The organism is Citrobacter amalonaticus (assembly GCF_001559075.2).
GTDB classification, from domain to species: Bacteria; Pseudomonadota; Gammaproteobacteria; order Enterobacterales; family Enterobacteriaceae; genus Citrobacter_A; species Citrobacter_A amalonaticus_F.
Window position 1 is genome coordinate 3,627,101 of record NZ_CP014015.2, and the last position, 25,648, is coordinate 3,652,748.

The window sequence follows — 25,648 nt, forward strand, 5'->3', positions numbered from 1 at the left end:
ACTCACAGCACTCAGGCGAACAGATTCAAATTCTCTTTCGCCCAGGCTTCAAAATCGGTGCAACCGCCGATGTGTTTCTGATCAACAAAAATCTGCGGCACGGTCTCAACCGGTTTGCCTACGGTCTTTTCCAGGTCCGCTTTGGTGATACCTTCCGCATGGATGTCGATGTAGCGATAGTTGAAATCATCGCGTTCGTTGCTCAGTTTCTCTGCCAGTTCTTTTGCGCGTACACAGTAAGGGCAACCCGGGCGACCAAAAATAACGGTGAACATTGTAGTCTCTCTCCTCGAACTCAAAGCCTGACGGCGAATGGCTGCTATGATGACGCTAATCGTCAGTCTTGAACAGTAGGTTGCACCTTTTACTTCGATACATTTAGTCTATATCTGTTAAACACATTCACGCTGAACGCCTTACACTATGTCTCACAAAAGAGGGCTTCCTGTGCGTATGACCGGCGCGTTACCGAAAAGTGTATTGATTCTGGAAATGGTAGGTATGGTGCTTCTGGCGCTGGCTTTGCTGTCGCTGAACCACTACCTGACGCTTCCCGCCCCGTTTAACAGCGCGTTAGCGGTCATTATCATGCTTTTTTTGGGCGTACTGCTAATGATCCCCGCCGCGCTGGCATTCGTCTGGCAAGTCGCACAGAGACTGGCGCCACAGTTGATGAAGCCCCCATCCGATTCATCCCGTTCAGACAGAGAAAAAGAGAATGACTCCAACCATTAACCTTCTGCGTCGTCACCGTTCGATTCGTCATTTTACCGATCAACCGATTACGCCTGAACAGCGAGAGGCGATTCTGGCGGCCGCTCAGGCGACCTCCAGCTCCAGCTTTTTGCAGTGCACGTCTATTATTCGTATTACGGATCCGGCGCTACGTGACGCGCTGGTGCCATTAACCGGCGGTCAACAGCACGTCGCGCAGGCCGCTGAGTTTTGGGTCTTCTGCGCAGACTTCAATCGTCATCTGCAGATTTGCCCTGACGCGCAATTAGGTCTGGCAGAGCAGTTGCTGCTGGGTGTGGTTGATACGGCGATGATGGCGCAAAACGCGCTGACGGCGGCGGAATCGTTGGGGCTGGGCGGCGTTTATATCGGCGGCTTACGTAATAACATCGAATCGGTCACGGAATTGCTGACGCTGCCGAAGCACGTACTGCCGCTGTTTGGGCTGTGCCTGGGGTGGCCTGCCGATAATCCGGATCTTAAGCCGCGCCTGCCTGCCGCGATTGTGATGCACGAAAACCACTACCAGCCGCTCGACAGGGACGCGCTGGCTGATTATGACGAACAGCTCGCGCAGTATTATCTCAGCCGCGGCAGCAATACCCGCCGTGACACCTGGAGCGATCATATTCGCCGCACGCTGATTAAGGAAAATCGTCCCTTTATCCTGGAATATTTACATAAACAGGGGTGGGCCACGCGCTAAAAATTCCGCCGCTGTGTATGATACGCGGGATAGTGATCGAGTGATGCTGAGAGGTGCAGGGTGAAAATTGCCATATTGTCCCGGGATGGAACGCTCTATTCGTGTAAGCGCCTGCGTGAAGCGGCGATAGCGCGCGGCCATCTGGTTGAAATACTCGATCCACTTTCCTGTTATATGAACATCAATCCGGCGGCGTCCTCAATTCATTATAAAGGACGCAAGCTGCCTCATTTTGATGCCGTCATTCCGCGTATCGGTTCGGCGATCACCTTTTATGGTACGGCGGCGCTACGCCAGTTTGAGATGCTGGGCAGCTATCCGTTGAACGAATCTGTGGCAATTACCCGCGCCCGCGATAAGCTACGCTCGCTGCAATTGCTGGCGCGCCAGGGTATCGATCTTCCGATTACCGGCATTGCGCACTCGCCGGATGATACCAGCGATCTGATCGATATGGTCGGTGGCGCGCCGCTGGTGGTGAAACTGGTGGAAGGAACGCAGGGGATTGGCGTGGTGCTGGCGGAAACCCGTCAGGCTGCTGAGAGCGTCGTGGATGCTTTCCGGGGGCTTAACGCCCACATTCTGGTTCAGGAATATATTAAAGAGGCCAAAGGTCGCGATATTCGCTGTCTGGTGGTGGGGGATGAGGTGGTCGCGGCCATCGAACGACGGGCGAAGGACGGCGATTTTCGTTCTAATCTGCATCGCGGCGGCGTGGCCTGCGTTGCCAACATTACTCCCCGTGAGCGCAAGATTGCGATTAAAGCCGCGCAGACAATGGGGCTTGATGTCGCTGGTGTTGATATTTTACGCGCCGAGCGCGGCCCGCTGGTGATGGAAGTGAACGCCTCTCCGGGTCTGGAAGGGATCGAAAAAACCACCGGTATCGATATCGCCGGGCGCATGATTCAGTGGATCGAACGCCACGCGACGGCTGAATTTTGTCTCAAAACGGGTGGCTAGTCTTAATATCGCCGATGATCGTGGCATGACGAACACTTTTTGCGTAAGCTGTGCCGGTATTTTTTCATCGTAAGAGGTAGCACATTATTATGACAGAATTGGTCGTTCCCACTCTGGATACGTTGCGGCAATGGCTCGACGACCTGGGCATGAGTTTTTTTGAATGTGATACCTGTCAGGCACTGCATTTACCGCACATGCAAAATTTTGACGGCATCTACGATGCGAAATTAGATCTCGTCGATAATACGCTGCTGTTTTCTGCGATGGCGGAAGTGAGGCCTTCTGCGTTACTGCCGCTGGCGGCGGATCTGTCTGCCATCAATGCCAGTTCCCTCACCGTGAAAGCGTTTCTGGATATGCAGGATGATAATCTGCCAAAGCTGGTGGTTTGCCAGTCTTTATCCGTTATGCAGGGGGTGACCTACGCGCAGTTCGAGTGGTTTGTGCGTCAGAGCGAAGAGCAGATATCCATGGTCATTCTTGAAGCGGGCGCGCACCAGATGCTGTTTACCGCCGAAGAAGACGCGCAAAAAAGCAGCGTTGAGAACCATTTTCTTCACTGATTTTAACGTGAAGTATGACGCGTATAGCGCAGTCGCTGCCAGAGCGGCTGCGGTTTACGTTCTTTTATTCTGCATTTAACCTTTCTTTAAAGAATTATTCACCTCCTTTCCCGCCGTTTCGCTTTATCACATAGACATAAATTGCATAAAAAATTGATAAAAGGCGTTTTTTAATCTGGGCTATAGCCTGAAACCCTGGCTAAAGTTATTCTTGCGAAGCTTCATTACAGCGAGCAATAACGGTCGGGGGAGCGTCCACTCTTCCTGGTTTTTGCCGAATGACAAACTATGCACGTTTCTTGCATAGCATTGAGTGCAACTTTTTTGGTTCGTTTGTTAACGAACTTTGATAAGGAAAGAGATTATGACCGCCTTAAATAAAAAATGGCTATCGGGTCTGGTTGCGGGTGCTCTGATGGCCGTCTCTGCCGGCACGCTCGCTGCGGAACAAAAAACACTCCATATCTATAACTGGTCTGACTATATTGCGCCGGATACGGTCGCTAATTTTGAAAAAGAGACCGGCATCAAAGTGGTCTATGACGTTTTTGACTCCAACGAAGTACTTGAAGGCAAACTGATGGCAGGCAGCACCGGTTTTGACCTGGTCGTGCCTTCCGCGAGCTTCCTTGAACGTCAGCTGACGGCAGGCGTTTTCCAGCCGCTGGATAAGAGCAAACTGCCGGGCTGGAAAAATCTCGATCCGGAACTGCTGAAACTGGTCGCCAAACACGACCCGGACAATAAATTTGCGATGCCGTATATGTGGGCGACCACCGGTATTGGCTACAACGTCGATAAAGTGAAAGCGGTGCTCGGCGCTGATGCCCCGGTTAATAGCTGGGATCTGGTGCTGAAGCCGGAAAATCTTGAAAAGCTCAAGAGCTGCGGCGTCTCTTTCCTCGATGCGCCAGAAGAGGTGTTTGCCACCGTGCTGAACTATCTGGGTAAAGATCCGAACAGCACCAAAGCGGACGACTATACCGGACCGGCTACCGACCTGCTGCTCAAGCTGCGGCCGAATATCCGTTACTTCCACTCTTCGCAGTACATCAACGACCTGGCTAACGGCGATACCTGCGTGGCGATCGGCTGGGCAGGGGATGTCTGGCAGGCCGCCAACCGGGCGAAAGAGGCGAAGAATGGCGTCAATATCTCCTTCTCGATTCCGAAGGAAGGGGCGATGGCCTTCTTTGACGTCTTCGCGATGCCGGCAGATGCCAAAAATAAAGACGAGGCCTATCAGTTCCTCAACTATCTGTTGCGCCCGGACGTGATTGCGCATATCTCTGACCACGTGTTCTACGCGAATGCCAACAAAGAGGCCACAGCGCTGGTGAGCCCAGAAGTGCGTGATAATCCAGGCATTTATCCGCCAGCAGACGTGCGCGCGAAGATGTTCACCCTGAAAGTTCAGGATCCGAAGATTGACCGCGTCCGTACGCGTGCCTGGACCAAGGTGAAGAGCGGTAAATAATCCGCCGTTGAAGTAGGCCGGGCAAGCGAAGCGCTCCCGGCAACAGGCGCACCGTTCTGGTGCGCCTGCACCATGATTTGTTTCTGCCGGAGAGCACCCCGTGAATGATGCCACCCCACGCCCGCAGGCGAAAACCCGTAAAGCGCTGACGCCGCTCCTCGAAATCCGCAACCTGACCAAATCCTTCGATGGTCAGCACGCTGTTGATGACGTAAGTCTGACTATCTATAAAGGTGAAATCTTTGCCCTGCTGGGCGCATCAGGCTGTGGGAAATCCACGCTGCTGCGCATGCTGGCGGGGTTTGAGCAACCCACCACCGGACAAATCATGCTGGATGGCGTCGACCTGTCCCAGGTGCCGCCTTATTTACGTCCTATCAATATGATGTTTCAGTCCTATGCGCTGTTTCCCCATATGACGGTGGAACAGAATATCGCCTTTGGCCTGAAGCAGGACAAACTGCCGAAAGCAGAAATTGCCAGTCGGGTCGAAGAGATGCTGGGGCTGGTGCATATGCAGGAGTTCGCTAAACGCAAACCGCATCAGCTTTCCGGCGGTCAGCGTCAGCGTGTGGCGCTGGCGCGAAGCCTGGCAAAACGGCCTAAACTTCTGCTGCTTGACGAGCCAATGGGCGCACTGGATAAAAAGCTGCGTGACCGTATGCAGCTCGAAGTGGTCGATATCCTTGAGCGCGTCGGCGTAACCTGCGTAATGGTGACGCACGACCAGGAAGAGGCGATGACCATGGCCGGGCGTATTGCCATCATGAACCGCGGTAAGTTTGTGCAAATCGGTGAGCCGGAAGAGATTTACGAGCATCCGACCACTCGTTACAGCGCGGAGTTTATCGGTTCAGTCAACGTGTTTGAGGGCGTGCTTAAAGAGCGCCAGGAAGAGGGCCTGGTGCTCTATTCCCCTGGACTGGTGCATCCGCTGAAGGTCGATCCGGATGCGTCGGTGGTGGATAACGTGCCGGTGCACGTGGCGCTGCGCCCGGAAAAGATCATGCTGTGCGAAGAGCCGCCTGCCGACGGTTTTAACTTCGCCGTCGGCGAAGTGGTGCACATTGCCTATCTTGGCGATCTCTCCATCTATCACGTTCGCCTGAAAAGCGGACAGATGATCAGCGCCCAGTTGCAAAACGCTCACCGTTATCGCAAAGGTCTGCCGACCTGGGGCGATGAGGTACGTTTGTGCTGGGATGCGGACAGTTGTGTGGTGTTGACGGTTTAAGGAGCGAAGATGAGTACACTTGAACCTCCGGCACGCGTAGAAAAACCAGGCGGCTTTACGTTCTGGCTGGCGCGCGTACAGATGAAGCACGGGCGCAAACTGGTGATAGCGCTGCCTTACGTCTGGTTGATCTTGCTGTTTCTGCTGCCTTTTCTGATCGTTTTTAAAATCAGTCTGGCGGAGATGGCGCGGGCGATACCACCGTATACGGAACTGATGGCGTGGGCCGACGGGCAGCTGTCGATCACCCTTAATCTCGGTAATTTCCTGCAGCTGACGGACGATCCGCTCTATTTTGATGCCTATCTGCAGTCGCTACAGGTGGCGGGGATCTCGACGCTCTGCTGTCTGCTGTTGGGCTATCCGCTGGCGTGGGCGGTGGCGCACAGCAAGCCGTCAACGCGTAATATTCTGCTGCTGCTGGTGATCCTGCCGTCGTGGACCTCGTTTTTGATCCGCGTATATGCCTGGATGGGGATCCTGAAAAATAATGGCGTGTTGAATAACTTTCTGCTGTGGCTGGGGGTCATCGACCAGCCGCTGACCATTCTGCACACCAATCTGGCGGTGTATATCGGCATTGTGTACGCCTATCTGCCGTTCATGGTGCTGCCGATTTATACCGCGCTGACGCGGATTGATTACTCGCTGGTGGAAGCGTCGCTGGATCTGGGCGCGCGTCCGCTGAAAACGTTCTTTAGCGTGATCGTCCCGCTGACCAAAGGCGGCATTATTGCCGGTTCTATGCTGGTGTTCATTCCGGCAGTGGGCGAGTTTGTGATCCCGGAACTGCTCGGCGGACCAGACAGCATCATGATTGGTCGCGTGCTGTGGCAAGAGTTCTTTAACAACCGCGACTGGCCGGTGGCATCTGCGGTTGCGATTGTGATGTTGCTGCTGCTGATCGTCCCGATTATGTGGTTCCACAAACATCAGCAAAAAAGCGGAGGGGTCCACGGATGAACAACTTACCGGTAATTCGTTCGCCCTGGCGCATTGTGATTCTGGTGCTCGGATTTACCTTCCTGTATGCGCCGATGCTGATGCTGGTCATCTACTCGTTTAACAGTTCCAAACTGGTCACGGTGTGGGCAGGATGGTCAACGCGCTGGTACGGCGAACTGTTCCGCGATAGCGCAATGATGAGCGCGGTGGGGTTAAGTCTGACCATCGCCGCCTGCGCGGCGACCATGGCGGCGATACTCGGCACGATTGCTGCGGTGGTGATGGTGCGTTTTGGCCGCTTTCGCGGGTCGAACGGCTTTGCCTTTATGATCACCGCGCCGCTGGTGATGCCGGATGTGATCACCGGGCTCTCCCTGTTGCTGCTGTTTGTCGCGCTGGGACACGCTATTGGCTGGCCGTCGGATCGTGGCATGTTGACTATCTGGCTGGCGCACGTCACGTTCTGTACGGCGTATGTGGCGGTGGTGATCTCCTCGCGCCTGCGTGAACTGGATCGCTCCATTGAGGAAGCGGCGATGGATCTGGGGGCGACGCCGCTGAAGGTGTTCTTTGTGATTACGCTGCCGATGATTATGCCAGCGGTAGTCTCCGGCTGGCTGCTGGCGTTCACGTTGTCACTGGATGACCTGGTCATTGCCAGCTTTGTCTCCGGGCCGGGCGCGACCACATTACCGATGCTGGTTTTCTCCAGCGTGCGGATGGGCGTTAACCCGGAAATCAACGCCCTGGCGACGCTGATCCTCGGTGTGGTCGGAATTGTCGGTTTTATCGCCTGGTATCTGATGGCCCGCACGGAAAAACAGCGGATCCGCGATATCCAGCGTGCAAGACGTGACTGAAGACACTAAAATCTGCCAACCTGGCTACATAATGCCGCGCCCGTCGCGGCATTGTTTTCATGGAAGACGATTCGTTGGGATTTTTTAAAAAATCATCCTCATCACATGCCCGCCTGAATGTGCCTGCGCTGGTGCAGGTGGCGGCGCTCGCCATTATTATGATCCGTGGGCTCGACCTGCTGATGATCTTTAACACGCTTGGCGTTCGCGGACTGGCTGAGTTTATCCATCGCAGTGTGCAGACCTGGAATTTGACGCTGGTTTTTCTGGGCAGTCTGGTGCTGGTGTTTGTGGAGATCGGCTGCGCGTTTTCACTGGTGAAGGGGCGTAACTGGGCGCGGTGGGTGTATCTCCTCACGCAGGTGATTGCCGCAGGCTATTTGTGGGCGGCCTCGTTGGGCTACGGTTATCCCGAACTGTTCAGTATTGCCGGTGAGTCAAAGCGGGAGATACTGCGTACGCTGATGATGCAAAAGTTGCCCGATATGCTGGTGCTGTTATTACTGTTTGTGCCCGCGGCCAGTCGTCGCTTCTTCCGCTTACAATAATGTGTATAATCCTCGCCCCTGTTTAGATAAAGGTTTCTGTATGCAGTGCGCACTCTATGACGCCGGTCGCTGTCGTTCCTGTCAGTGGATCACGCAACCCGTTGGCGAGCAACTCACCGCCAAAACCACCGATCTGCAAAATCTGCTTGCCGGTTTTCCGGTCGGGGAGTGGTGCGCGCCGGTCAGCGGCCCGGAGCAGGCGTTTCGCAATAAAGCGAAGATGGTGGTCAGCGGCAGTGTGGAAAAACCGTTGCTGGGCATGTTGCATCGCGATGGTACGCCAGAGGATCTGTGCGATTGTCCGCTCTATCCGGCCTCGTTTGCGCCGGTGTTTGCCGTGCTGAAACCGTTTATAGCGCGTGCCGGACTTACTCCCTACAACGTGGCGCGCAAGCGTGGAGAGCTTAAGTACCTTCTGCTGACGGAAAGTCAGTTTGATGGCGGTATGATGCTGCGCTTTGTTCTGCGTTCCGACAGCAAACTGGCGCAGTTGCGTGCTGCGTTGCCGTGGTTGCAGGCGCAACTGCCGCAACTGAAGGTCATCAGCGTCAATCTTCAGCCCGTGCATATGGCGATTATGGAAGGGGAGACAGAAATCTTCCTGACTGAACAGCAGGCGCTGGCGGAGCGGTTTAACGACGTGCCGCTGTGGATCCGCCCGCACAGTTTCTTCCAGACCAACCCGGCGGTGGCAAGCCAACTGTATGCCACGGCGCGTGACTGGGTACGACAGTTGCCGGTGAATCACATGTGGGATCTGTTCTGTGGCGTCGGCGGTTTTGGTCTGCACTGCGCGACGCCGCAGATGCAGTTGACGGGAATTGAAATTGCCCCGGAAGCCATTGCCTGTGCGAAGCAGTCAGCGGCGGAACTGGGCTTAACCCATCTTCATTTTCAGGCGCTGGATTCGACGCAGTTTGCCACCGGGCAGGGGGGCGGGCCGGATCTGGTGTTGGTGAATCCGCCGCGACGCGGAATCGGCAAGCCGCTTTGCGATTACCTGGGACAGATGGCGCCGCCGTTCATTATCTATTCCAGCTGTAATGCGCAGACGATGGCGAAAGATATTGCCGCATTGCCGGGCTATCGCATTGAACGGGTACAGCTTTTCGATATGTTTCCACATACCGCGCATTATGAAGTGCTGACATTGTTGTTGAAGGATTAGTCACGGTTTGCCGGATGGCGACGCTGGCCCCTTATCCGGCCTGCGTGTGATGTGTATTTTGCAGGCCTGACAAGCGTAGCGTTGTCAGGCCTTCTACCGCCAGCGATTCGACTTACTGCGGGAACCACTGGTCGTTGATTTTTTGGTACGTACCGTCGGCCTTGATCGCCGCCAGCGCAGCGTTCAGTTTATCCAGCAGCACGGTATTATCCGGGTGAACCGCGATGCCGAGGCCGGTACCGAAGTACTGCGGATCGGTGACTTTCTCGGTTGCTACACCCAACTGCGGGTTGGTTTTCAGCCACTCGTTCACCACGGCGGTATCACCGAATACGCCATCAATGCGGCCATTTTTCAGGTCGATAAACGCATTCTGATAGCTGTCATAGGCCACGGTTTTCACTTCCGGGTGCTTGTCCTGCAAGTATTTCTGGTGAGTGGTACCGTTTTCCATCCCGATACGTTTACCTTTCAGATCGGCAAAGGTTTTGTAGGTATCTTTCTTCGAAATCACCAGCGCCGAGTTGGCATAGTAGGGGGTCGTAAACGCCACCTGTTTGCTCCGCTCTGGGGTGATATCCATACCGGAAATCACGGCGTCATATTTCTTGAACTTGAGCGCCGGGATCAGGCTGTCAAACGCATGGTTGGTGAAAGTACATTCTGCCTGCATTTGTTTGCACAAGGCTTTTGCCAGATCGAGGTCGAAGCCGACGATTTGGTTATTGGCATCCATAGATTCGAACGGTGGATAGGTCGCAGAGACGCCAAAACTGATTTTTTCAGCGGCAGAGGCACCGACGGCGAAAGAGGCAAGTAATGCGGCCAGAACTAACTTTTTCATGGTTGGACTCCCGTTATGATGAGGCGCCGTTTCTGCGGCATGGATTTACAATGCCAGTAATTGAATTTATATGCAATAAAAATGATTAACTATTTTTTCGTTAAATAAAAAAAGACGGACAGTTTAGAAACTTGTCCGTCTTGTTGATTGTGTTTTATGCAATAAAGTGCTTAGTTTCGGCGCTCGAAAGCCAGCGCTTTGCGCTCGATCAGACGCATCATTAACGTCAACAGGCCATTGACGATCAGGTAGATGACTCCTGCTGCGCCGAACACCATCACATCATAGGTGCGACCGTACAGCAGCTGGCCGTAGCCCATCACTTCCATCAGCGTGATGGTATACGCCAGAGAGGTACTCTTGAACACCAGTACCACTTCGTTGGAATACGAGGAGAGGGCGCGTTTAAAGGCATACGGCAACAGGATTGCCAGCGTGTCTTTCTTGCTCATCCCCAGCGCGCCGCAGGACTGCCACTGGCCTTCCGGAATCGCACGAATCGCCCCGTAGAACAGCTGAGTGGTATAGGCTGCGCTGTTTAGCGACAGCGCAATCAGCGCGCACAGCCACGGCTCAGACAGCAGATGCCACAGAACCGGATACTCCTGCAGAGACGGAAACTGTCCCGGCCCGTAGTAGATCAGGAAGATCTGCACCAGCAGCGGGGTACCGGTAAACAGCGTGATATAGCCACGCACCAGCCAGACTACGACCGGGGTTTTCAGCGTCAGAACAATCGTGAAAATCAACGCCAGAATCAGGGCGACGACAATGGACGCCACCGTCAGCGTCAGGCTGGTATGCAGCCCTTTCAGCAGTTCAGGTAAATACTCAAACATCAGCCCGGTCTCCGCTCAAAACGTGTCGCGCGCAGGTCAATGCGTTTGAGAATGTACTGACTCACCAGCGTAATCACCAGGTAGATCGCCGCAGCGATGATGTACCAGTTAAACGGTTCCTGGGTTCGCGTGGCGATACTTTTGGTTTGCAGCATCAGGTCGTTGACGCTGATGAGGCTCACCAGCGCAGTATCTTTCAGCAATACCAGCCACTGGTTGCCCAGCCCCGGCAGCGCATGACGCCACATTTGCGGCATCACCAGCCGGAAGAAAATGGCGGTCTTCGACAGTCCCAGCGCCTGGCCGGATTCCCACTGACCCAGCGGTACCGCTTTCAGCGCGCCGCGCAGCGTTTGTGACGCATAGGCTGCGTAGAGCAGAGAGAGGGCGATCACCCCGCACAGGAAGGGGCTGACGTCGAAGTTTTCGATCTCCATTCGTACCGGAATCTGCACGACGCCCAGATTGATCGTAAAGCCATCAGAGAGCATCAGCAGTAGTTGAGAGGAGCCGAAATAGATAAACAGCACCACCAGAATTTCCGGCAGGCCGCGTAAAATGGTGACCAGCGCGGAACCGGTCCACGCCACAGGACGCCATTTCACTGACTCCCAGACGGCGAAAAGCATTGCCAGCGCCAGGCCGAGGATCAGTGCACAGACGGCAAGGCCGACGGTCATCCCGGCGGCGCTTGCAAGTGGGAAAAATTCGTTCATCAAGGCTTACTTCTGGAACCATTTGTTATAGATGGTCTCGTAAGTCCCATCTTTCTTCACTTTTTCCAGCGCAGTGTTGAATTTCTGCTGCAGTTCCTCGTTGCCCTGGCGTACGGCGATGCCGAGGCCAGTGCCGAAGTAATCTTTATCCGTCACTTTATCGCCAACCGGCGCCAGCTTCGGATTGTCTTTCAGCCACTCGGTGACCACCGCGGTATCACCAAACACGCTATCAATACGGCCGTTTTGCAGATCCAGTTTCGCATTCTGGTAGCTGTCATACGGAACGGTAGTGATTTCCGGGTGTTTATCCATGATGAATTTCTGGTGAGTGGTGCCATTCTGCACGCCCACTTTCTTGCCTTTCAACTGATCAACGCCGGTGAATTTACCTTGCTGACCAATGAACAGCGCGGAGTTGTCATAGTAAGGGGTGGTGAACAGCACCTGTTTTTCACGCTCAGGCGTGATATCCATCCCGGCCATCACCGCGTCGAAACGACGGAATTTCAAGCTCGGGATCAGGCTGTCGAACGCCTGGTTGGTAAAGGTACAGGTCGCGTCGATCTCTTTACACAGCGCATTGGCCAGATCAACATCAAAGCCGACAATCTTGTTATTAGCGTCCATGGATTCAAACGGAGGATAGGACGCTTCGGTCGCAAAACGAATGGTCTGGGCTGCTGTAGCGGAAAGGCTAAAGCCTGCGATAAGCGCGGCAATCAGAACTTTTTTCATTGTGTTGTCCCGAATCTTAGTGAGAGAGATAGTTTTTAAATGCTTCGGTCTGCGGGTCGGCAAAGCAACTCGCATTACCCTGCTCGACGATATGACCGTTTTCCATATACACGACGCGGCTGGCGGTTTTACGCGCCACTTCCACTTCGTGCGTCACGATCACTTGTGTAATATTGGTTTCCGCCAGTTCACGAATGATGCTGACGATTTGCGCGGTAATTTCCGGATCCAGCGCGGCGGTAGGTTCATCAAACAGCAACACCTGCGGTTCCATCATCAGCGCGCGGGCAATGGCGACACGCTGTTGCTGACCGCCGGAAAGATGCAGCGGATAACGATCGCTGTAAGGTTTCAGACGCAGGCGATCCAACAGTTTTTCTGCACGGGCTAACGCCTGATCTTTCGATAAACCCAGCACGCGGCAGGGTGCTTCAATCAGGTTTTGTTGCACGGTGAGGTGCGGCCACAGATTGTATTGCTGAAAGACCATTCCGACGTTCTGGCGCAGCTCGCGAATCGCTTTATCTGACGGCGTTTTGCGGAAATCGAAGTGATTTCCCGCAATGTTGAGCGTACCGGAACGCGGCATCTCAAGCAGATTGAGTACCCGCAGCAGTGAGCTTTTACCGGCCCCGCTTGGGCCCAGTAACACCAGTGTTTCACCCTGCGGGCAATCCAGCGTGATATCGAACAGCGCCTGATGCGCGCCGTAGAAGCAGTTAATGCCGTTTAATTGAATACTCATTGATACTCGTATACTGGCCGTCTGATAGCTATTGAAGCCGCAGATAGTACCTTTGACAGAATAGTTATGCAATATTTATGCTTTAAAAGTTAAATATAGCGCGCATTTCCCCTTAAACATAGCACAAAATAGCGAGGGAGAAGGCCGGTAAGAACAATTGTCGGCATTCCATGCAGAATGCCAGACAATTTACGGGGGTTACGATTTTTAGCGCGTTTAAGCGGAGAGATTAACGGTTTTCAACCGACTGACGAAGCGTCCCGGCCGGGGCATGCACGCTGCCGCCGAGATAGCGCACATCATCAATGACCCAGCACTGTCCTTCACGGATCATCAGCACTTCATCCTGCCAGTTCTGATCGCCCTGTTTCAGCGCAACGCGTAGCGGGATGTTGCGTGCATCACTATTCGGAATGGTCGAGGCGCTGGCGATGCTGGCGCTGTCCGGTGGCGTTGCGCGGCTGGAGAACGGATCGCTGCTCATCAGTTGACGATGCGCACTGTCACGACTGGCATCCGACAGCAGTTTCGCCAGGTTGTCGCTCAGGTAAGGGCGCAGGGCGGTGATATCATTACTGCGGTGCTGGATACGATAGTCATAGAATTGTTGAGCCACACTGTCCGGGCCGCCATCCACACAGGTCCCCGTACGCGGCCCGTTGTCTTTATAGGCTGGCGTGACGGTGGTGCAGGCGCTGAGCAGCAGCGCGCAAGGGATAAGCAGGGAGAGTTTCGAATAGCGCATAGTGATTTCCTTATAAGCGTTCTGCCATGAGTCTTCTAAGATAACAGTCATCTACGATAATCAATTATATCCTTTCAATGATAGTGTATGGCGCTGATAATGTGCTGAATGTAACCAGGAGAGACATCATGCAATTTTCGACAACCCCCACACTTGAAGGACAAAGCATCGTGGAATACTGCGGTGTGGTCACCGGCGAAGCCATCCTGGGCGCGAATATTTTCCGGGACTTTTTTGCCGGTATCCGCGATATCGTCGGCGGTCGTTCAGGCGCTTATGAAAAAGAGTTACGCAAAGCGCGTGAAATTGCCTTCGCGGAGCTGGGCGAGCAGGCGAAAGCGCTGGGTGCTGACGCGGTGGTTGGCATTGATATCGATTATGAAACGGTCGGCAAAGACAGCAGCATGCTGATGGTCAGCGTGAGCGGGACGGCGGTGAAAACGCGTCGATGAGAAAGGGGTTATGGCTGGCGGCCTTTGCGTTATTCCTTGCGGGATGCGCAGGCGAAAAAGGGATCGTTGATAAAGATGGTTATCAGCTTGATACCCGTCATCAGGCGCAGGCGGCATATCCGCGCATTAAAGTGTTGGTGATCCACTATACGGCGGATGATTTCGATAGCTCGCTGGCGACGCTGACGGATAAAAACGTCAGCTCGCATTATCTGATCCCGTCCGTGCCGCCGTTGCATCGCGGTAAACCGCGTATCTGGCAACTGGTGCCGGAACAGGATCTGGCGTGGCATGCCGGTATCAGCTTCTGGCGCGGCGCGACGCGCATCAACGACACCTCGATTGGCATTGAGCTGGAAAATCGCGGCTGGCAAAAATCGGCGGGTGATAAATATTTTGCCCCGTTTGAGCCTGCGCAGATTCAGGCGCTGATACCGCTGGCGAAAGACATCATCGCCCGTTATGACATCAAGCCACAGAACGTGGTCGCGCATGCGGATATCGCTCCGCAGCGAAAAGACGATCCCGGTCCGCTGTTTCCCTGGCGAGCGCTGGCAGAGCAGGGTATTGGCGCCTGGCCTGATGCGCAGCGGGTAAATTTCTACCTCGCTGGACGGGCGCCGCACGCGCCCGTTGAGATGGCGTCACTGCTGGATCTGTTGTCGCGTTATGGTTATGAGGTGAAGCCTGAAATGACCGCGCGTGAACAGCAGCGCGTCGTGATGGCGTTTCAGATGCACTTCCGCCCGACGTTGTGGAATGGCGTTGCCGATGCTGAAACGCAGGCGATTGCTGAGGCGTTACTGGAAAAGTATGGGCAAGGTTAGCGATGCAGTTTTCCGTGGTCGCGCAGCCACGCGGCCGTTTGCACAATGCCTTCATCCAGCGTCACCACTGGCTTATACCCCAGTTCCGCTTCGGCGCGGCTGATATCCAGCGTAAAATCGAAATTCAGCTTCGACACCCCGTAGTGGGTTAACGCCGGTTCTTTGGCAGACTTATTGCCAAAGTGCTCCAGGCTACGGGCAATCATATCCAGCATCGGATAGGGCACAGAGCGGATCCGACAGTGAATATTCAGTTCATCAATTAGCTTTTGCACGATACTGCGCAGGGATCTGGGTTCGCCGTTAGTGATGTTGTACACCCGACCGGACGGCAGGCTGTCGCACAGTTCCTGGCTCGCCAGCCACATCGCGTGGATTGCGTTCTCATAGTAGGTCATATCGACCATCGCACTGCCGCCGTGCGGCAACAGCACGCTGCCGTAATGGTGCATCATGTGTGCCAGACGGGGGATAAACACTTTGTCGTGTGGGCCAAACAGGCTCTGTGGGCGCAGCACCGTAAACCGGGTCTGTGGATTCGCCTGGGCCAGCAGGCTGATGACCTCTTCCCCGGCAGCTTTGCTGCGGGCAAATTCGTTGGCAAAGCGGTGCGGGCGAAAATCTTCTTTGATATCGCGATGATGGTGATAATCGAAATAAAGCGATGGAGAGGAGATATGAACAAAGTTACGCACGCCCCATGCGACGGCCCATTCGCCAAGACGGCGGGTCGCACGAACGTTTGCCAGATCAAAGGCTTCCTGAGTTCCCCAGGGTGAGGTGAAACTTGAGCAGTGCCACAGCGTATCGATGCCCGCAAGCATAACCTTCGCCTGCGAAGAGACCAGCTCGGTCAAATCCGCATGCACAAACTCCGCGCCCATTTTTTCGAGCAGTTTACCCATCGCTTCGTTGCGACCGGTCGCTCTGACGCTGATGCCTTTGTTGCGCAAAAACTCAACCGCGTTTCGTCCTAAGCCGCTGGTTGCGCCGGTAACCAGTACCTTCATATCAGTCCACTGTGTTTAATAAAACGTCGTGCGCATTCTTCCGTGAATTACGTCGGTATGCAATGGGAAACGTGAAACAATACAGTAAGTTTTTACGATTTATCTGTGATTTGTTCTGCAAGTCTGGCTATTTTTTTTGCCATTCCCCGGAAAATAAACAGGTGCGCCGGGATCATCAGCAGCCAGTAGAAAAGCCCGGGCATGCCATGCGGGTGCCACCAGGCGCGCACGTCAATCTCGCGATGATCGCCCTTATCGTCAAGAGTAAAGCTCAGCCGTCCCAGTCCTGGCGCTTTCATGCCAAACAGCAGCGTGAGCTGTTTTTCCGGCTCGACGATAATCACTTTCCAGCTGTCTACGGTATCGCCCGGTTGAAGCAGGTCGTGTTCAGGGCGACCTTTTGCCAGCCGATGGCCGACCAGCAGATCCAGTGCGGCGCGGATCTTCCACAATGCATTGCCAAAGAAATAGCCCTCTTTGCCGCCGAGACGGTTCACGACCCGCCACAATGCCGGCAAACTGGCGGATGTCTTTACGGTAAACCCGGCCTGTTTGGCGAAAAAACCGTATTCCGGTCGCCAGCGGGCAAACGCCTGCGCGTCGTAGCCCCAGTCGCTGGAGTTCACCAGTTTCTCCTCTTCCTTCAGCGTGCTGCGTACGGCATCGTCAAAGGCGATAAGCTTTTGGGGTATCAATGCCCGCAGTTCGCTGTCATCGGCCAGCAGATCGTGTCTGAGGCCCTGTATCAACGCTTTCGCGGTGGTAGGCGGCACCGAGGTGATGACATTCAGAAACCAGACGGAAATCCAACTGGTGGGAAAGGGGATGGGGATAAGCCAGCGATGCTTGCCGCTCACCGTCATGAAATGTTCGAACTGCTGCTGGTAGCTAAGCACCTGTGGCCCGGCGGCCTCAAAGATCCGATGCTCACGAGACGGGTGATCCAGCAGGGCCACCAGATAATGCAGCAGGTTTTCCAGCGCGATGGGCGTGGTACGTGAACGCACCCAGCGTGGCGGGGTCAGCACCGGCAGGTTGTAGACCATGTCGCGCATCACTTCAAAAGCGGCGGAGCCGGCTCCGACGATGATCCCGGCGCGCAGTTCCGTTACCGGCACGCCAGACTCACGCAGGGTATCGGCGGTGATCTGCCGCGCCCGCAGGTGGTCGGACTGCTCGTGTTCCGGTGCCTGCAAGGAGCTGAGAAAAATCAGCTGCCCGACCGGCGTTTCACGCAGGGCATCACGCACGTTAAGCGCGACCTGACGTTCGTGGGCGATGAAATCGCCGCCTTCTCCCATACCGTGTACCAGATAGTAGACGGTATCAACATTCGTCAGCAGAGACGCAAGCTGCGTCGGCCAGTTCAGATCGACCTTATGACAACTGACGTTGGGCAACTGCTGTTTTTCCAGTCGTTCAATGCGACGTGCCGCCGCCAGTACCTGATGTCCTTGCTGGCTGAGCGCCTGCACCAGATGCTGACCAATGTAACCACTGGCGCCAAGAACTACTATGCGTTGCGGCACATCTCTCTCCTTAACGATTCAGGAACGCGCGCCAGTGAGCGACGACATCAGCAAGCTGTTCCCGCGAAACATCCAGATGGGTCACCAGACGGACAACCGGCGATGCGTTGATCAGCACGCCCTGTGCTTTCATGTGCTCACCCAGGGCTGCGGCGTTGGCTTCTCCGACGCGGACAAACAGCATATTGGTGTCGTGACGCATCACGTCCGCCCCGGCTTCCCGTAGCTGCTCTGCCAGCCAGGCCGCGTTGTCGTGATCGTCCTGCAGGCGCGCAACGTTATTTTTCAGGGCATACAGTCCGGCTGCCGCCAGGATACCGGCCTGACGCATGCCGCCGCCGGTCATTTTGCGCCAGCGGGTAGCGCGCTTGATGTAATCGCGGCTGCCGACCAGTAGCGATCCGACCGGCGTCCCCAGCCCTTTGGACAGGCAGATGGTAAAGGAGTCGCAATACTGCACGATCTCTTTGAGTTCACAACCGTAGGCCACGACGGCGTTAAAAATACGCGCGCCATCAACATGCAGCGCCAGACCGCGCTCACGGGTGAATTCCCATGCCTCTTTCAGATACTCGCGCGGCAGCACTTTGCCGTTGTGGGTATTTTCCAGGCTTAGCAGGCGGGTACGGGCAAAGTGAATGTCATCCGCCTTTATTTTGGCGGCGACTTTATCCAGCGGCAGCGTACCGTCGGCCGCGGCGTCAATCGGTTGCGGCTGAATGCTGCCGAGCACCGCCGCGCCGCCGGCTTCATACAGATAGTTATGTGCCCCCTGACCGGCGATATACTCTTCGCCGCGCTCGCAGTGGCTAAGTAGCGCCACGAGGTTGGCCTGGGTGCCGGTGGGTAAAAATAACGCCGCTTCTTTACCTGAAAGGTCAGCGGCGTATTGTTGGAGAGCGTTAACGGTGGGGTCATCCCCGTACACGTCGTCCCCGACCGGGGCGGCCATCATTTCTTCAAGCATGGCGCGACCCGGACGGGTGACGGTATCACTGCGTAGATCGATCATTGCACATCCCTATTGTTTGAAAGGCGATGTGCATTGTTTTACCTGAGCCAGTTGGTTTTTGCCAGTTCGATCACCTCATCGCCGCGACCGCTGATGATGGCGCGTAGCATATACAGGCTGAAGCCTTTGGCCTGCTCCAGTTTGATCTGTGGCGGAATGGCCAGTTCTTCTTTCGCGACAACCACATCCACCAGCACCGGGCCGTCGATTGACAGGGCGCGCTGTAGCGCTTCATCGACGTCAGCGGCTTTTTCCACCCGAATACCGGTGATGCCGCACGCTTCGGCAATGCGTGCAAAGTTAGTGTCGTGCAACTCCGTGCCGTCGGTGAGATAACCACCGGCCTTCATCTCCATCGCCACAAAACCCAGCACGCTGTTATTAAAGACCACGATTTTGACCGGGAGCTTCATCTGGACCACCGACAGGAAATCCCCCATCAGCATACTGAATCCGCCGTCGCCGCACATGGCAATGACCTGACGTCCCGGCGCGGTGGCCTGTGCGCCCAGCGCCTGCGGCATGGCGTTAGCCATCGAACCGTGGTTAAACGAGCCTAACAGACGGCGCTTGCCGTTCATTTTAAGGTAGCGGGCGGCCCACACCGTCGGCGTACCGACGTCGCAGGTAAAGATGGCGTCATCGGCGGCAAAGTGGCTGATTTGCTGCGCCAGGTACTGCGGGTGAATCGCCTTTTCGCTGGGTTTGGCGAGATCGTCGAGGCCCTTACGCGCATCGCGATAATCGCTCAACGCCTTGTCGAGGAATTTACGCTCGGTCTTTTCTTCCACCAGTGGCAGCAGCGCCGTCAGCGTGGCTTTGATATCACCGATCAGCGCCATATCGACCTTACTGTGCGCGCCGATGCTGCCGGGGTTGATATCAATCTGAATAATTTTGGCGTCAGTTGGGTAGAACGCGCGGTAGGGGAACTGCGTACCGAGGAGCACCAGCGTATCGGCATTCATCATGGTATGGAAGCCGGATGAGAAGCCGATCAGTCCGGTCATCCCCACATCGTATGGGTTGTCATATTCGACATGCTCTTTGCCGCGCAGGGCGTGAACAATGGGGGCTTTAATTTTGGCGGCGAACTCGACCAGTTCTTTATGCGCACCCGCGCAGCCGCTGCCGCACATCAGGGCGATATTGCTGGAGTAGCGTAACAGTTGGGCCAGCTTTCTTAACTCTTCTTCCGCGGGCGTGACGATCGGTAAGGGCGCGTGATACCAGTGGCTGCTGGCGCTTTCTGGCGCCGGTTTTAACGCCACATCGCCCGGTAATACCACCACCGAGACGCCGCGATTGAGCACCGCTTTTCGCATGGCAATCGCCAGGACCTGGGGGATCTGTTCCGGGCTGGAAACGAGCTCGCAATAGTGGCTGCATTCGCGAAACAGCTCCTGTGGGTGCGTCTCCTGGAAATATCCGCTGCCAATTTCGCTGGAAGGAATATGGGCGGCGATGGCCAGCACCGGGACGTGGTTACGGTGACAATCAAACAGACCGTTAATCAGATGCAGGTTACCGGGTCCACAAGACCCTGCGCAAACCGCCAGTTCGCCGGTCAACTGCGCCTCCGCACCCGCCGCAAACGCGGCAACCTCTTCATGACGGGTCGACATCCACTCAATCGTTCCCATGCGATTGAGGCTGTCGCTCAGGCCGTTCAGCGAATCGCCCGTCACGCCCCAGATACGTTTCACCCCTGCCTGTTCCAGTGTTTTAGCAATAAAAGCGGCAACCGTTTGTTTCATGGTTTTCCATCTCCTTAATTGTGATACCGGTTACAAGTTTAGATGAAGATACTGATTACGCTGCGTGGCACCCCCTTATTTTCAGCAGCTTCCTTTCAGGGGGGATAACGCGTAGCGTGAAAAAAATCAGAGTGAACCAGGGGTAAATTCAGATGCTTACAACATTGTTAAATACAGTGAATCGGATGCTGACGCACGAGGATTTTGGCAAGTTTTTATTACGCCTGGCGGTTGGGGGATTGATGCTGTTCCACGGGCTGCATAAGCTGTTTGCCGGGATTGATGGCATCAGCGGAATGCTGATTGCCAAAGGGCTGCCGGGCTTTATTGCGTACGGCGTGCTGGTGGGGGAAGTGATAGCGCCTTGCCTTATTATTCTCGGGATCCTGACGCGTCCGGCGGCGCTGGTGCTGGCGTTCACCATGATTGTGGCGTGGCTGATGGTCGGGATGAATGAAACCTGGGCGCTGGATAAAACCGGGGCATGGGCAATTGAAAGCCTGGTCTATTTCTTTATCGGCGCGCTGGCGGTGGCGTTTCTCGGTGCAGGACGGTTTTCGGTCGCTGGCAATTCAGCCTGGCGGTGAGGAATTGCCGGATGGCGGCGTAAACGCCTTATCCGGCCTACAATTGCTCTCGTAGGCCTGATAAGCGCAGCGCCATCCGGCAATCTGCTATCAGGCGAGTACTAAGTCGCCCTGCGGATGGCAGGAACAGGCTAGCACGTAGCCGTCGGCGATTTCGGCATCGGTCAGCGTCATCGTGCTGCTGACCGTATAGTCGCCGGAAACCACTTTGGTTTTACAGCAACCGCAGACGCCCGCGCGGCAGGCAACGGTGACGGGCACCTTGTTGCTCTCCAGCGCATCCAGCAGCGTCGTACCGACCGGCGCGTAAAATTCTTTCGCCGGCTGTAGCTTCGTAAATTTCAGACCGCTGGTTGCCGCTTCCGCTACCGGGGTGAAGAACTGTTCTTTAAAGAAGCGCGTTACGCCCAGCGCTTTCACTTCCTGCTCGACCAGATCCATATACGGCGCCGGGCCACAGGTCATCACCGTGCGGGAGGCCAGATCCGGTACCTGTTGCAACAGTTCCGTGGTCAGGCGACCGGCGGCAAAACCGGCGGTGGCGTTGTTTTCCGCCACCAGCGTGACCGGATACTGACGCCACTCTTCGGCAAAAATGACATCCTGCGGCGAGCGCACGTTGAAGATCACCTGCACGTCAGCATGTGGACGGTACTTCGCCAACCAGCGGCGCATCGACATGATCGGCGTAACGCCACAGCCAGCTGCCAGCATCAGGAACTTATCATCGGCTTTATCTTCGCAGGTGAAATCGCCCATCGCATCGGACAGCCAGAGGTAGTCGCCGCGCTTCACGTCGCGGGTTAACCACTGTGAGCCCGCACCGTCGTCAATCCGGCGAACGGTCAGCGTAATGTATTCGCTGACCCCCGGCGTTGAAGAGAGCGTGTAAGCGCGCAGTGTTTCCGCAGAATTACGCACGCTGATCAGTGCATACTGCCCGGCGCGATACGGATAATAGTCGTGGCACAACAACGAAATTGTCCATACATCCGGCGTTTCCTGATGGATGTGATGAACCTGCATCCGCCATGGGCACTGATGAGTTGGCATTGTCATTCTTTACTCCTTACGCGCTCAGCAACTGCTTCATGTCTTCTTCAACGGTGGTCACGGAACGCAGACCAAATTTCTCGTTGAGTACCGCCAGCAGATCCGGCGTGAAGAAGCCAGGCGCCGTCGGGCCAGTGACGATGTTTTTCACACCGAGAGACAGCAGGGTCAGCAGAATCACGATTGCTTTCTGCTCGAACCAGGAGAGCACCAGAGACAGCGGCAGGTCGTTCACGCCACAGCCCAGTTTCTCAGCCAGCGTCACTGCCAGAATGATCGCGGAGTACGCATCGTTACACTGACCGGCATCAACCAGACGCGGCAGGCCTTCGATATCGCCGAATTCCAGCTTGTTGAAGCGATATTTACCGCAGGCCAGAGTCAGGATCAGGCAGTCATCCGGGACGCTGGTGGCGAAATCGGTGAAGTAGTTACGTTCACCGCGCGCGCCGTCACAGCCGCCGACCAGGAAGATGTGACGCAGTTTTTCACGGCTCACCAGATCGATCAGGGTGTCCGCCGCGCCCAGCAGGGTCTGACGACCGAAACCGACGGTGATCAGGTGCGGAATTTCACTGTACGGGAAGCCTGCCATTTGCTGCGCCTGCGCGATAACCGGACCGAAATCGTCGCCTTCCAGGTGGCTCACACCTGGCCAACCGACGATGCTGCGGGTCCAGATACGATCGTCGTAGCTGCCAACGGTCGGGTCGATGATGCAGTTAGAGGTCATCACGATAGGGCCAGGGAAGCGGGCGAATTCGACCTGCTGGTTCTGCCAGCCGCTACCGTAGTTACCAATCAGATGCTTGAATTTACGCAGTTCAGGATAGCCGTGCGCTGGCAGCATTTCACCGTGGGTGTAGACGTTAACGCCAGTGCCTTCGGTTTGTTCCAGCAGGTTATACAGATCTTTCAGGTCATGACCTGAGATCAGGATGCACTTCCCTTCGGTCGCTTTAACGTTAACCTGGGTCGGCGTCGGGTGGCCGTATTTGGTGGTTTCACCGGCATCCAGAATGCTCATCACTTTGAAGTTCATCTGGCCGATTTCCATTGAGCACTCCAGCAGAGCGTTCATATCGGAAGGCCAGGTACCCAGCCACGCCATGATTTTATGGTACTGCGCATAGATATCGTTGTCGTACTGACCGAGAACGTGCGCGTGCTCCATATAAGCCGCCGCACCTTTCAGACCATACAGGCACAGCAGACGCAGGCCGAGAATGTTCTCGCCAATCGCGGCTTTGTCTTTGTTCGGGGTAAATTCGGCAGCCTGGCGTTGCAGGTCGCCCAGATCGTCGCTAACCAGTTGCAGGTCAGCCATAGGGTTGTCGCAGTGCGCATTGGCGTCAACGCTCAGGCACTGGGCCTTTAGCGCTTCACGCATCGCGATAGCGTCGCGAGCATAGCCGACGATACGTGGAGAGTCGAAGTTAACGTTGGTCAGCGTGGAGAAGAAAGCACGCGGGGCAAAGTTATCAACGTCATGATTAATGATGCCATATTCACGAGCTTTAGCCGCCCATGCAGACAGACCTTGTAGGGAGGCAATCAGCAGGTCCTGCAGATCAGAGGTTTCAGCCGTTTTACCGCACATACCCTGCGCGTAAGAGCAGCCGTTTCCTGCCGGAGTTCGGATGGTTTGTTCACATTGCACACAAAACATGGTCACACCTTTTAAAGTTATATTTAATATACATGTTTAAGATTATGCCTGTGCGCAGAGGGATAAAAGGGATTTCTGATACAACTTACAGGGAGATTGATTTAGCGCAATTTTGGCGGCAGAGGCCTACCGCCAAAGAGGGAGTTAAGCGGAGAAAAAAGCCATCAAAATGGGTACCAGCAAACTGAGGATAAAGCCGTGAACAATCGCCGCCGGAACCATCTCCAGGCCACCGGTACGCTGTAAAACCGGCAGGGTAAAGTCCATTGACGTGGCGCCACACAGCCCCAGCGCGGTAGAACGACTGCGACGCACCAGACCTGGAATCAGCATAATCGCGAGCAGTTCGCGCGCCAGATCGTTAAAGAACGCGGCGCTGCCGATCACCGGACCGTACGATTCGGTCAGCAAAATACCAGAAAGGGAGTACCAGCCAAAACCTGACGCCATCGCCAGCGCGGTTTTCACTGGCAGACCGAGAATCAACGCGTTAATCAGGCCGCCAATCATGGAGCTGGCGACGACCACGACCGCCACAATCATGCCACGCCGGTTCAGGACAATCTGCTTTAACGTCATTCCGCTGTTGCGTAACTGGATGCCGACCAACAGCAGCAGCAGGATCAGCGTATATTCGCTTGCTTCTGTGGCGTGCTGCAAAATGGGCAGCGCGCTCAACCCCAGCAAAAAGCCGACCACTACCACGCCGCACAGCTTCAGTGATTCAAGCGCCATCGCGATACGGGAGGGCAGTTTCTCTTGTTGGTGATTATGTCGCCAGGGTAATGCGCGTTCCAGCCACAGTAATGCGGCAATATTACACAGCAAAATAACGGTAATGCTAACGGCGGAATAGTGAAATATCGCCAGCAGGTTGCTCGCCAGATTATCCAGAAAGGCCAGACTGATCCCCATAAAAAAGAGAATCAGATAAACCATCCAGCTCAATAGTCGATTGATCAGTTTTAATGCCGCGGTGTGTCGAAGCGGAATGAGATAACCCGCTATCAGCGGAAGCAGAATGATGAGAAGTCCTGAAAACATGAACAGCCGGGTCCTTTGAATTAGCGAGACAGCGCCATGACACTACCCAATAACGCGGGTTCAGTAAAGATGCAAAATAAAAGCCGGAAAAGGACGATACCTTATCCGGCTGAAGCGCGTTTGACCCGACGGGTATGCGCCGTCGGGCGTTCTGACATTAATCGCGTTTTTCGAGCAACGTACGGTAAATAAGACCGCCGAGAATACCGCCAATAATTGGCATCACCCAGAACAACCACAGCTGTTCTAACGCCCAACCGCCCTGGAAGATAGCGACCGCGGTGCTCCGCGCCGGGTTCACAGACGTATTGGTCACCGGAATGCTGATCAAGTGGATCAGGGTTAACGCCAGACCGATCGCGATCGGCGCAAAACCTGCCGGTGCGTGTTTGTCCGTTGCGCCATGAATCACCAGCAAGAAGCCGGCAGTCAACACGATTTCGATAACAATCGCGGACAGCATAGAGTAGCCGCCCGGAGAGTGATCGCCGTAACCGTTGGAGGCGAAGCCGCTGGCGGTTGCGTCAAAACCGGCTTTACCGCTGGCAATTAAATACAGGACTGCCGCTGCAATAATACCGCCTACTACCTGGGCAATAATGTAGCCAATAACCTCTTTTGCCGGGAAACGACCGCCAGCCCATAAGCCTAATGTCACCGCCGGGTTAAAATGTCCGCCGGAAATATGGCCAACGGCAAAGGCCATGGTTAATACGGTCAGACCGAAGGCCAGCGCGACACCCAAAAAACCAATACCTAATTCCGGAAACGCTGCTGCCAGTACGGCACTGCCGCAGCCACCAAAAACAAGCCAGAATGTACCAAAACATTCGGCTGCTAATTTTCTCAACATATCCACCTCAATGTAAAAAAATAACC

General features: G+C 55.1%; 28 protein-coding genes. 13 read left to right on the top strand and 15 right to left on the bottom strand.

Features of this window, described 5'->3' with window-relative positions:
- Positions 1-11 precede the first annotated feature (11 nt).
- On the bottom strand, positions 12-275 hold the full coding sequence (locus tag AL479_RS17475; protein ID WP_000495514.1) for a GrxA family glutaredoxin: 264 nt from the start codon (positions 273-275) through the stop codon (positions 12-14).
- Positions 276-447: 172 nt separating this feature from the next.
- Between AL479_RS17475 and AL479_RS17480 the strand changes: the two genes are divergently transcribed.
- From AL479_RS17480 to rlmC, 10 genes are all read left to right on the top strand, one after another.
- Complete coding sequence (locus tag AL479_RS17480) at positions 448-735, top strand: DUF1418 family protein (RefSeq protein WP_061076982.1); 288 nt, start codon at positions 448-450, stop codon at positions 733-735.
- The gene (gene nfsA / locus AL479_RS17485) at positions 719-1,441 is read left to right on the top strand and encodes a nitroreductase NfsA (RefSeq protein WP_061076983.1); all 723 of its coding nucleotides are present in this window, start codon (positions 719-721) and stop codon (positions 1,439-1,441) included. The genes AL479_RS17480 and nfsA overlap by 17 nt, the downstream gene beginning before the upstream one ends.
- Before the next feature lie 60 nt (positions 1,442-1,501).
- Positions 1,502-2,404, top strand: a complete 903-nt coding sequence (gene rimK, locus AL479_RS17490; RefSeq protein WP_061076984.1) for a 30S ribosomal protein S6--L-glutamate ligase — start codon at positions 1,502-1,504, stop codon at positions 2,402-2,404.
- Positions 2,405-2,493: 89 nt separating this feature from the next.
- Positions 2,494-2,970, top strand: coding sequence for a YbjN domain-containing protein (locus AL479_RS17495; RefSeq protein ID WP_043001235.1), 477 nt, complete (start codon positions 2,494-2,496; stop codon positions 2,968-2,970).
- Positions 2,971-3,334: 364 nt separating this feature from the next.
- Entirely contained in the window at positions 3,335-4,447 is a 1,113-nt protein-coding gene (potF, locus tag AL479_RS17500; RefSeq protein WP_042320338.1) for a spermidine/putrescine ABC transporter substrate-binding protein PotF, read from the top strand.
- A gap of 100 nt (positions 4,448-4,547) precedes the next feature.
- Positions 4,548-5,681 (top strand): putrescine ABC transporter ATP-binding subunit PotG, encoded by a 1,134-nt coding sequence (gene potG / locus AL479_RS17505; protein WP_061076985.1) that lies wholly within the window; start codon positions 4,548-4,550, stop codon positions 5,679-5,681.
- A 9-nt stretch (positions 5,682-5,690) separates the two neighbouring features.
- Positions 5,691-6,644 (top strand): putrescine ABC transporter permease PotH, encoded by a 954-nt coding sequence (gene potH, locus AL479_RS17510; protein ID WP_061076986.1) that lies wholly within the window; start codon positions 5,691-5,693, stop codon positions 6,642-6,644.
- The gene (gene potI, locus AL479_RS17515; protein WP_042320333.1) at positions 6,641-7,486 is read left to right on the top strand and encodes a putrescine ABC transporter permease PotI; all 846 of its coding nucleotides are present in this window, start codon (positions 6,641-6,643) and stop codon (positions 7,484-7,486) included. Before potH ends, potI begins: the two co-directional genes overlap by 4 nt.
- Positions 7,487-7,545: 59 nt before the next feature.
- Entirely contained in the window at positions 7,546-8,034 is a 489-nt protein-coding gene (locus AL479_RS17520; protein WP_061076987.1) for a YbjO family protein, read from the top strand.
- Between the two features lie 40 nt (positions 8,035-8,074).
- Positions 8,075-9,202 (top strand): 23S rRNA (uracil(747)-C(5))-methyltransferase RlmC, encoded by a 1,128-nt coding sequence (gene rlmC / locus AL479_RS17525; RefSeq protein ID WP_061076988.1) that lies wholly within the window; start codon positions 8,075-8,077, stop codon positions 9,200-9,202.
- 112 nt (positions 9,203-9,314) lie between these two features.
- On the opposite strand, the gene artJ is transcribed toward rlmC, so the two are convergent.
- The 6 genes from artJ to AL479_RS17555 all read right to left on the bottom strand — a co-directional run bounded on the left by artJ (position 9,315) and on the right by AL479_RS17555 (position 13,829).
- Positions 9,315-10,046, bottom strand: coding sequence for an arginine ABC transporter substrate-binding protein ArtJ (artJ, locus tag AL479_RS17530; protein WP_061076989.1), 732 nt, complete (start codon positions 10,044-10,046; stop codon positions 9,315-9,317).
- Between the two features lie 170 nt (positions 10,047-10,216).
- A complete protein-coding gene (gene artM / locus AL479_RS17535) occupies positions 10,217-10,885 on the bottom strand; it encodes an arginine ABC transporter permease ArtM (protein WP_042320323.1) in 669 nt (222 codons plus the stop codon).
- Complete coding sequence (gene artQ / locus AL479_RS17540) at positions 10,885-11,601, bottom strand: arginine ABC transporter permease ArtQ (RefSeq protein ID WP_043001228.1); 717 nt, start codon at positions 11,599-11,601, stop codon at positions 10,885-10,887. The genes artM and artQ overlap by 1 nt, the downstream gene beginning before the upstream one ends.
- Before the next feature lie 6 nt (positions 11,602-11,607).
- Entirely contained in the window at positions 11,608-12,339 is a 732-nt protein-coding gene (gene artI / locus AL479_RS17545; protein WP_043001227.1) for an arginine ABC transporter substrate-binding protein ArtI, read from the bottom strand.
- Between the two features lie 16 nt (positions 12,340-12,355).
- Positions 12,356-13,084, bottom strand: a complete 729-nt coding sequence (gene artP, locus AL479_RS17550) for an arginine ABC transporter ATP-binding protein ArtP (RefSeq protein WP_061076990.1) — start codon at positions 13,082-13,084, stop codon at positions 12,356-12,358.
- A gap of 229 nt (positions 13,085-13,313) precedes the next feature.
- Entirely contained in the window at positions 13,314-13,829 is a 516-nt protein-coding gene (locus tag AL479_RS17555; RefSeq protein WP_061076991.1) for a lipoprotein, read from the bottom strand.
- Between the two features lie 128 nt (positions 13,830-13,957).
- Between AL479_RS17555 and AL479_RS17560 the strand changes: the two genes are divergently transcribed.
- Both AL479_RS17560 and AL479_RS17565 read left to right on the top strand, forming a co-directional pair.
- Positions 13,958-14,281, top strand: a complete 324-nt coding sequence (locus tag AL479_RS17560; RefSeq protein ID WP_042320310.1) for a heavy metal-binding domain-containing protein — start codon at positions 13,958-13,960, stop codon at positions 14,279-14,281.
- Positions 14,278-15,108, top strand: coding sequence for an N-acetylmuramoyl-L-alanine amidase (locus tag AL479_RS17565; protein WP_061076992.1), 831 nt, complete (start codon positions 14,278-14,280; stop codon positions 15,106-15,108). Before AL479_RS17560 ends, AL479_RS17565 begins: the two co-directional genes overlap by 4 nt.
- Here AL479_RS17565 and AL479_RS17570 read toward each other — a convergent pair.
- The 4 genes from AL479_RS17570 to poxB all read right to left on the bottom strand — a co-directional run bounded on the left by AL479_RS17570 (position 15,105) and on the right by poxB (position 20,416).
- Positions 15,105-16,118, bottom strand: coding sequence for an NAD-dependent epimerase/dehydratase family protein (locus AL479_RS17570; protein WP_061076993.1), 1,014 nt, complete (start codon positions 16,116-16,118; stop codon positions 15,105-15,107). The genes AL479_RS17565 and AL479_RS17570 overlap by 4 nt on opposite strands.
- Before the next feature lie 92 nt (positions 16,119-16,210).
- Positions 16,211-17,647: an SDR family oxidoreductase gene (locus tag AL479_RS17575; protein ID WP_061076994.1), complete on the bottom strand. Its 1,437-nt coding sequence runs from the start codon at positions 17,645-17,647 to the stop codon at positions 16,211-16,213.
- A 10-nt stretch (positions 17,648-17,657) separates the two neighbouring features.
- Positions 17,658-18,659 (bottom strand): low-specificity L-threonine aldolase, encoded by a 1,002-nt coding sequence (ltaE, locus tag AL479_RS17580; RefSeq protein WP_061076995.1) that lies wholly within the window; start codon positions 18,657-18,659, stop codon positions 17,658-17,660.
- 38 nt (positions 18,660-18,697) lie between these two features.
- Entirely contained in the window at positions 18,698-20,416 is a 1,719-nt protein-coding gene (gene poxB, locus AL479_RS17585) for a ubiquinone-dependent pyruvate dehydrogenase (protein WP_061076996.1), read from the bottom strand.
- A gap of 152 nt (positions 20,417-20,568) precedes the next feature.
- Here poxB and AL479_RS17590 point away from each other — a divergent pair, with 152 nt between their 5' ends.
- Positions 20,569-21,003 carry a DoxX family protein gene (locus AL479_RS17590; protein ID WP_061076997.1) on the top strand — a complete coding sequence of 145 codons (435 nt, stop codon included), beginning with the start codon at positions 20,569-20,571 and terminating at the stop codon, positions 21,001-21,003.
- 90 nt (positions 21,004-21,093) lie between these two features.
- On the opposite strand, the gene hcr is transcribed toward AL479_RS17590, so the two are convergent.
- The 4 genes from hcr to aqpZ form a co-directional block, all read right to left on the bottom strand.
- Positions 21,094-22,062, bottom strand: coding sequence for an NADH oxidoreductase (gene hcr / locus AL479_RS17595; RefSeq protein WP_061076998.1), 969 nt, complete (start codon positions 22,060-22,062; stop codon positions 21,094-21,096).
- Between the two features lie 10 nt (positions 22,063-22,072).
- Positions 22,073-23,725: a hydroxylamine reductase gene (gene hcp, locus AL479_RS17600; RefSeq protein WP_061076999.1), complete on the bottom strand. Its 1,653-nt coding sequence runs from the start codon at positions 23,723-23,725 to the stop codon at positions 22,073-22,075.
- A 144-nt stretch (positions 23,726-23,869) separates the two neighbouring features.
- Positions 23,870-24,769: a lysine exporter LysO family protein gene (locus AL479_RS17605; RefSeq protein ID WP_061077000.1), complete on the bottom strand. Its 900-nt coding sequence runs from the start codon at positions 24,767-24,769 to the stop codon at positions 23,870-23,872.
- A 157-nt stretch (positions 24,770-24,926) separates the two neighbouring features.
- Positions 24,927-25,622, bottom strand: coding sequence for an aquaporin Z (gene aqpZ / locus AL479_RS17610; protein ID WP_061078002.1), 696 nt, complete (start codon positions 25,620-25,622; stop codon positions 24,927-24,929).
- Positions 25,623-25,648: the final 26 nt, after the last annotated feature.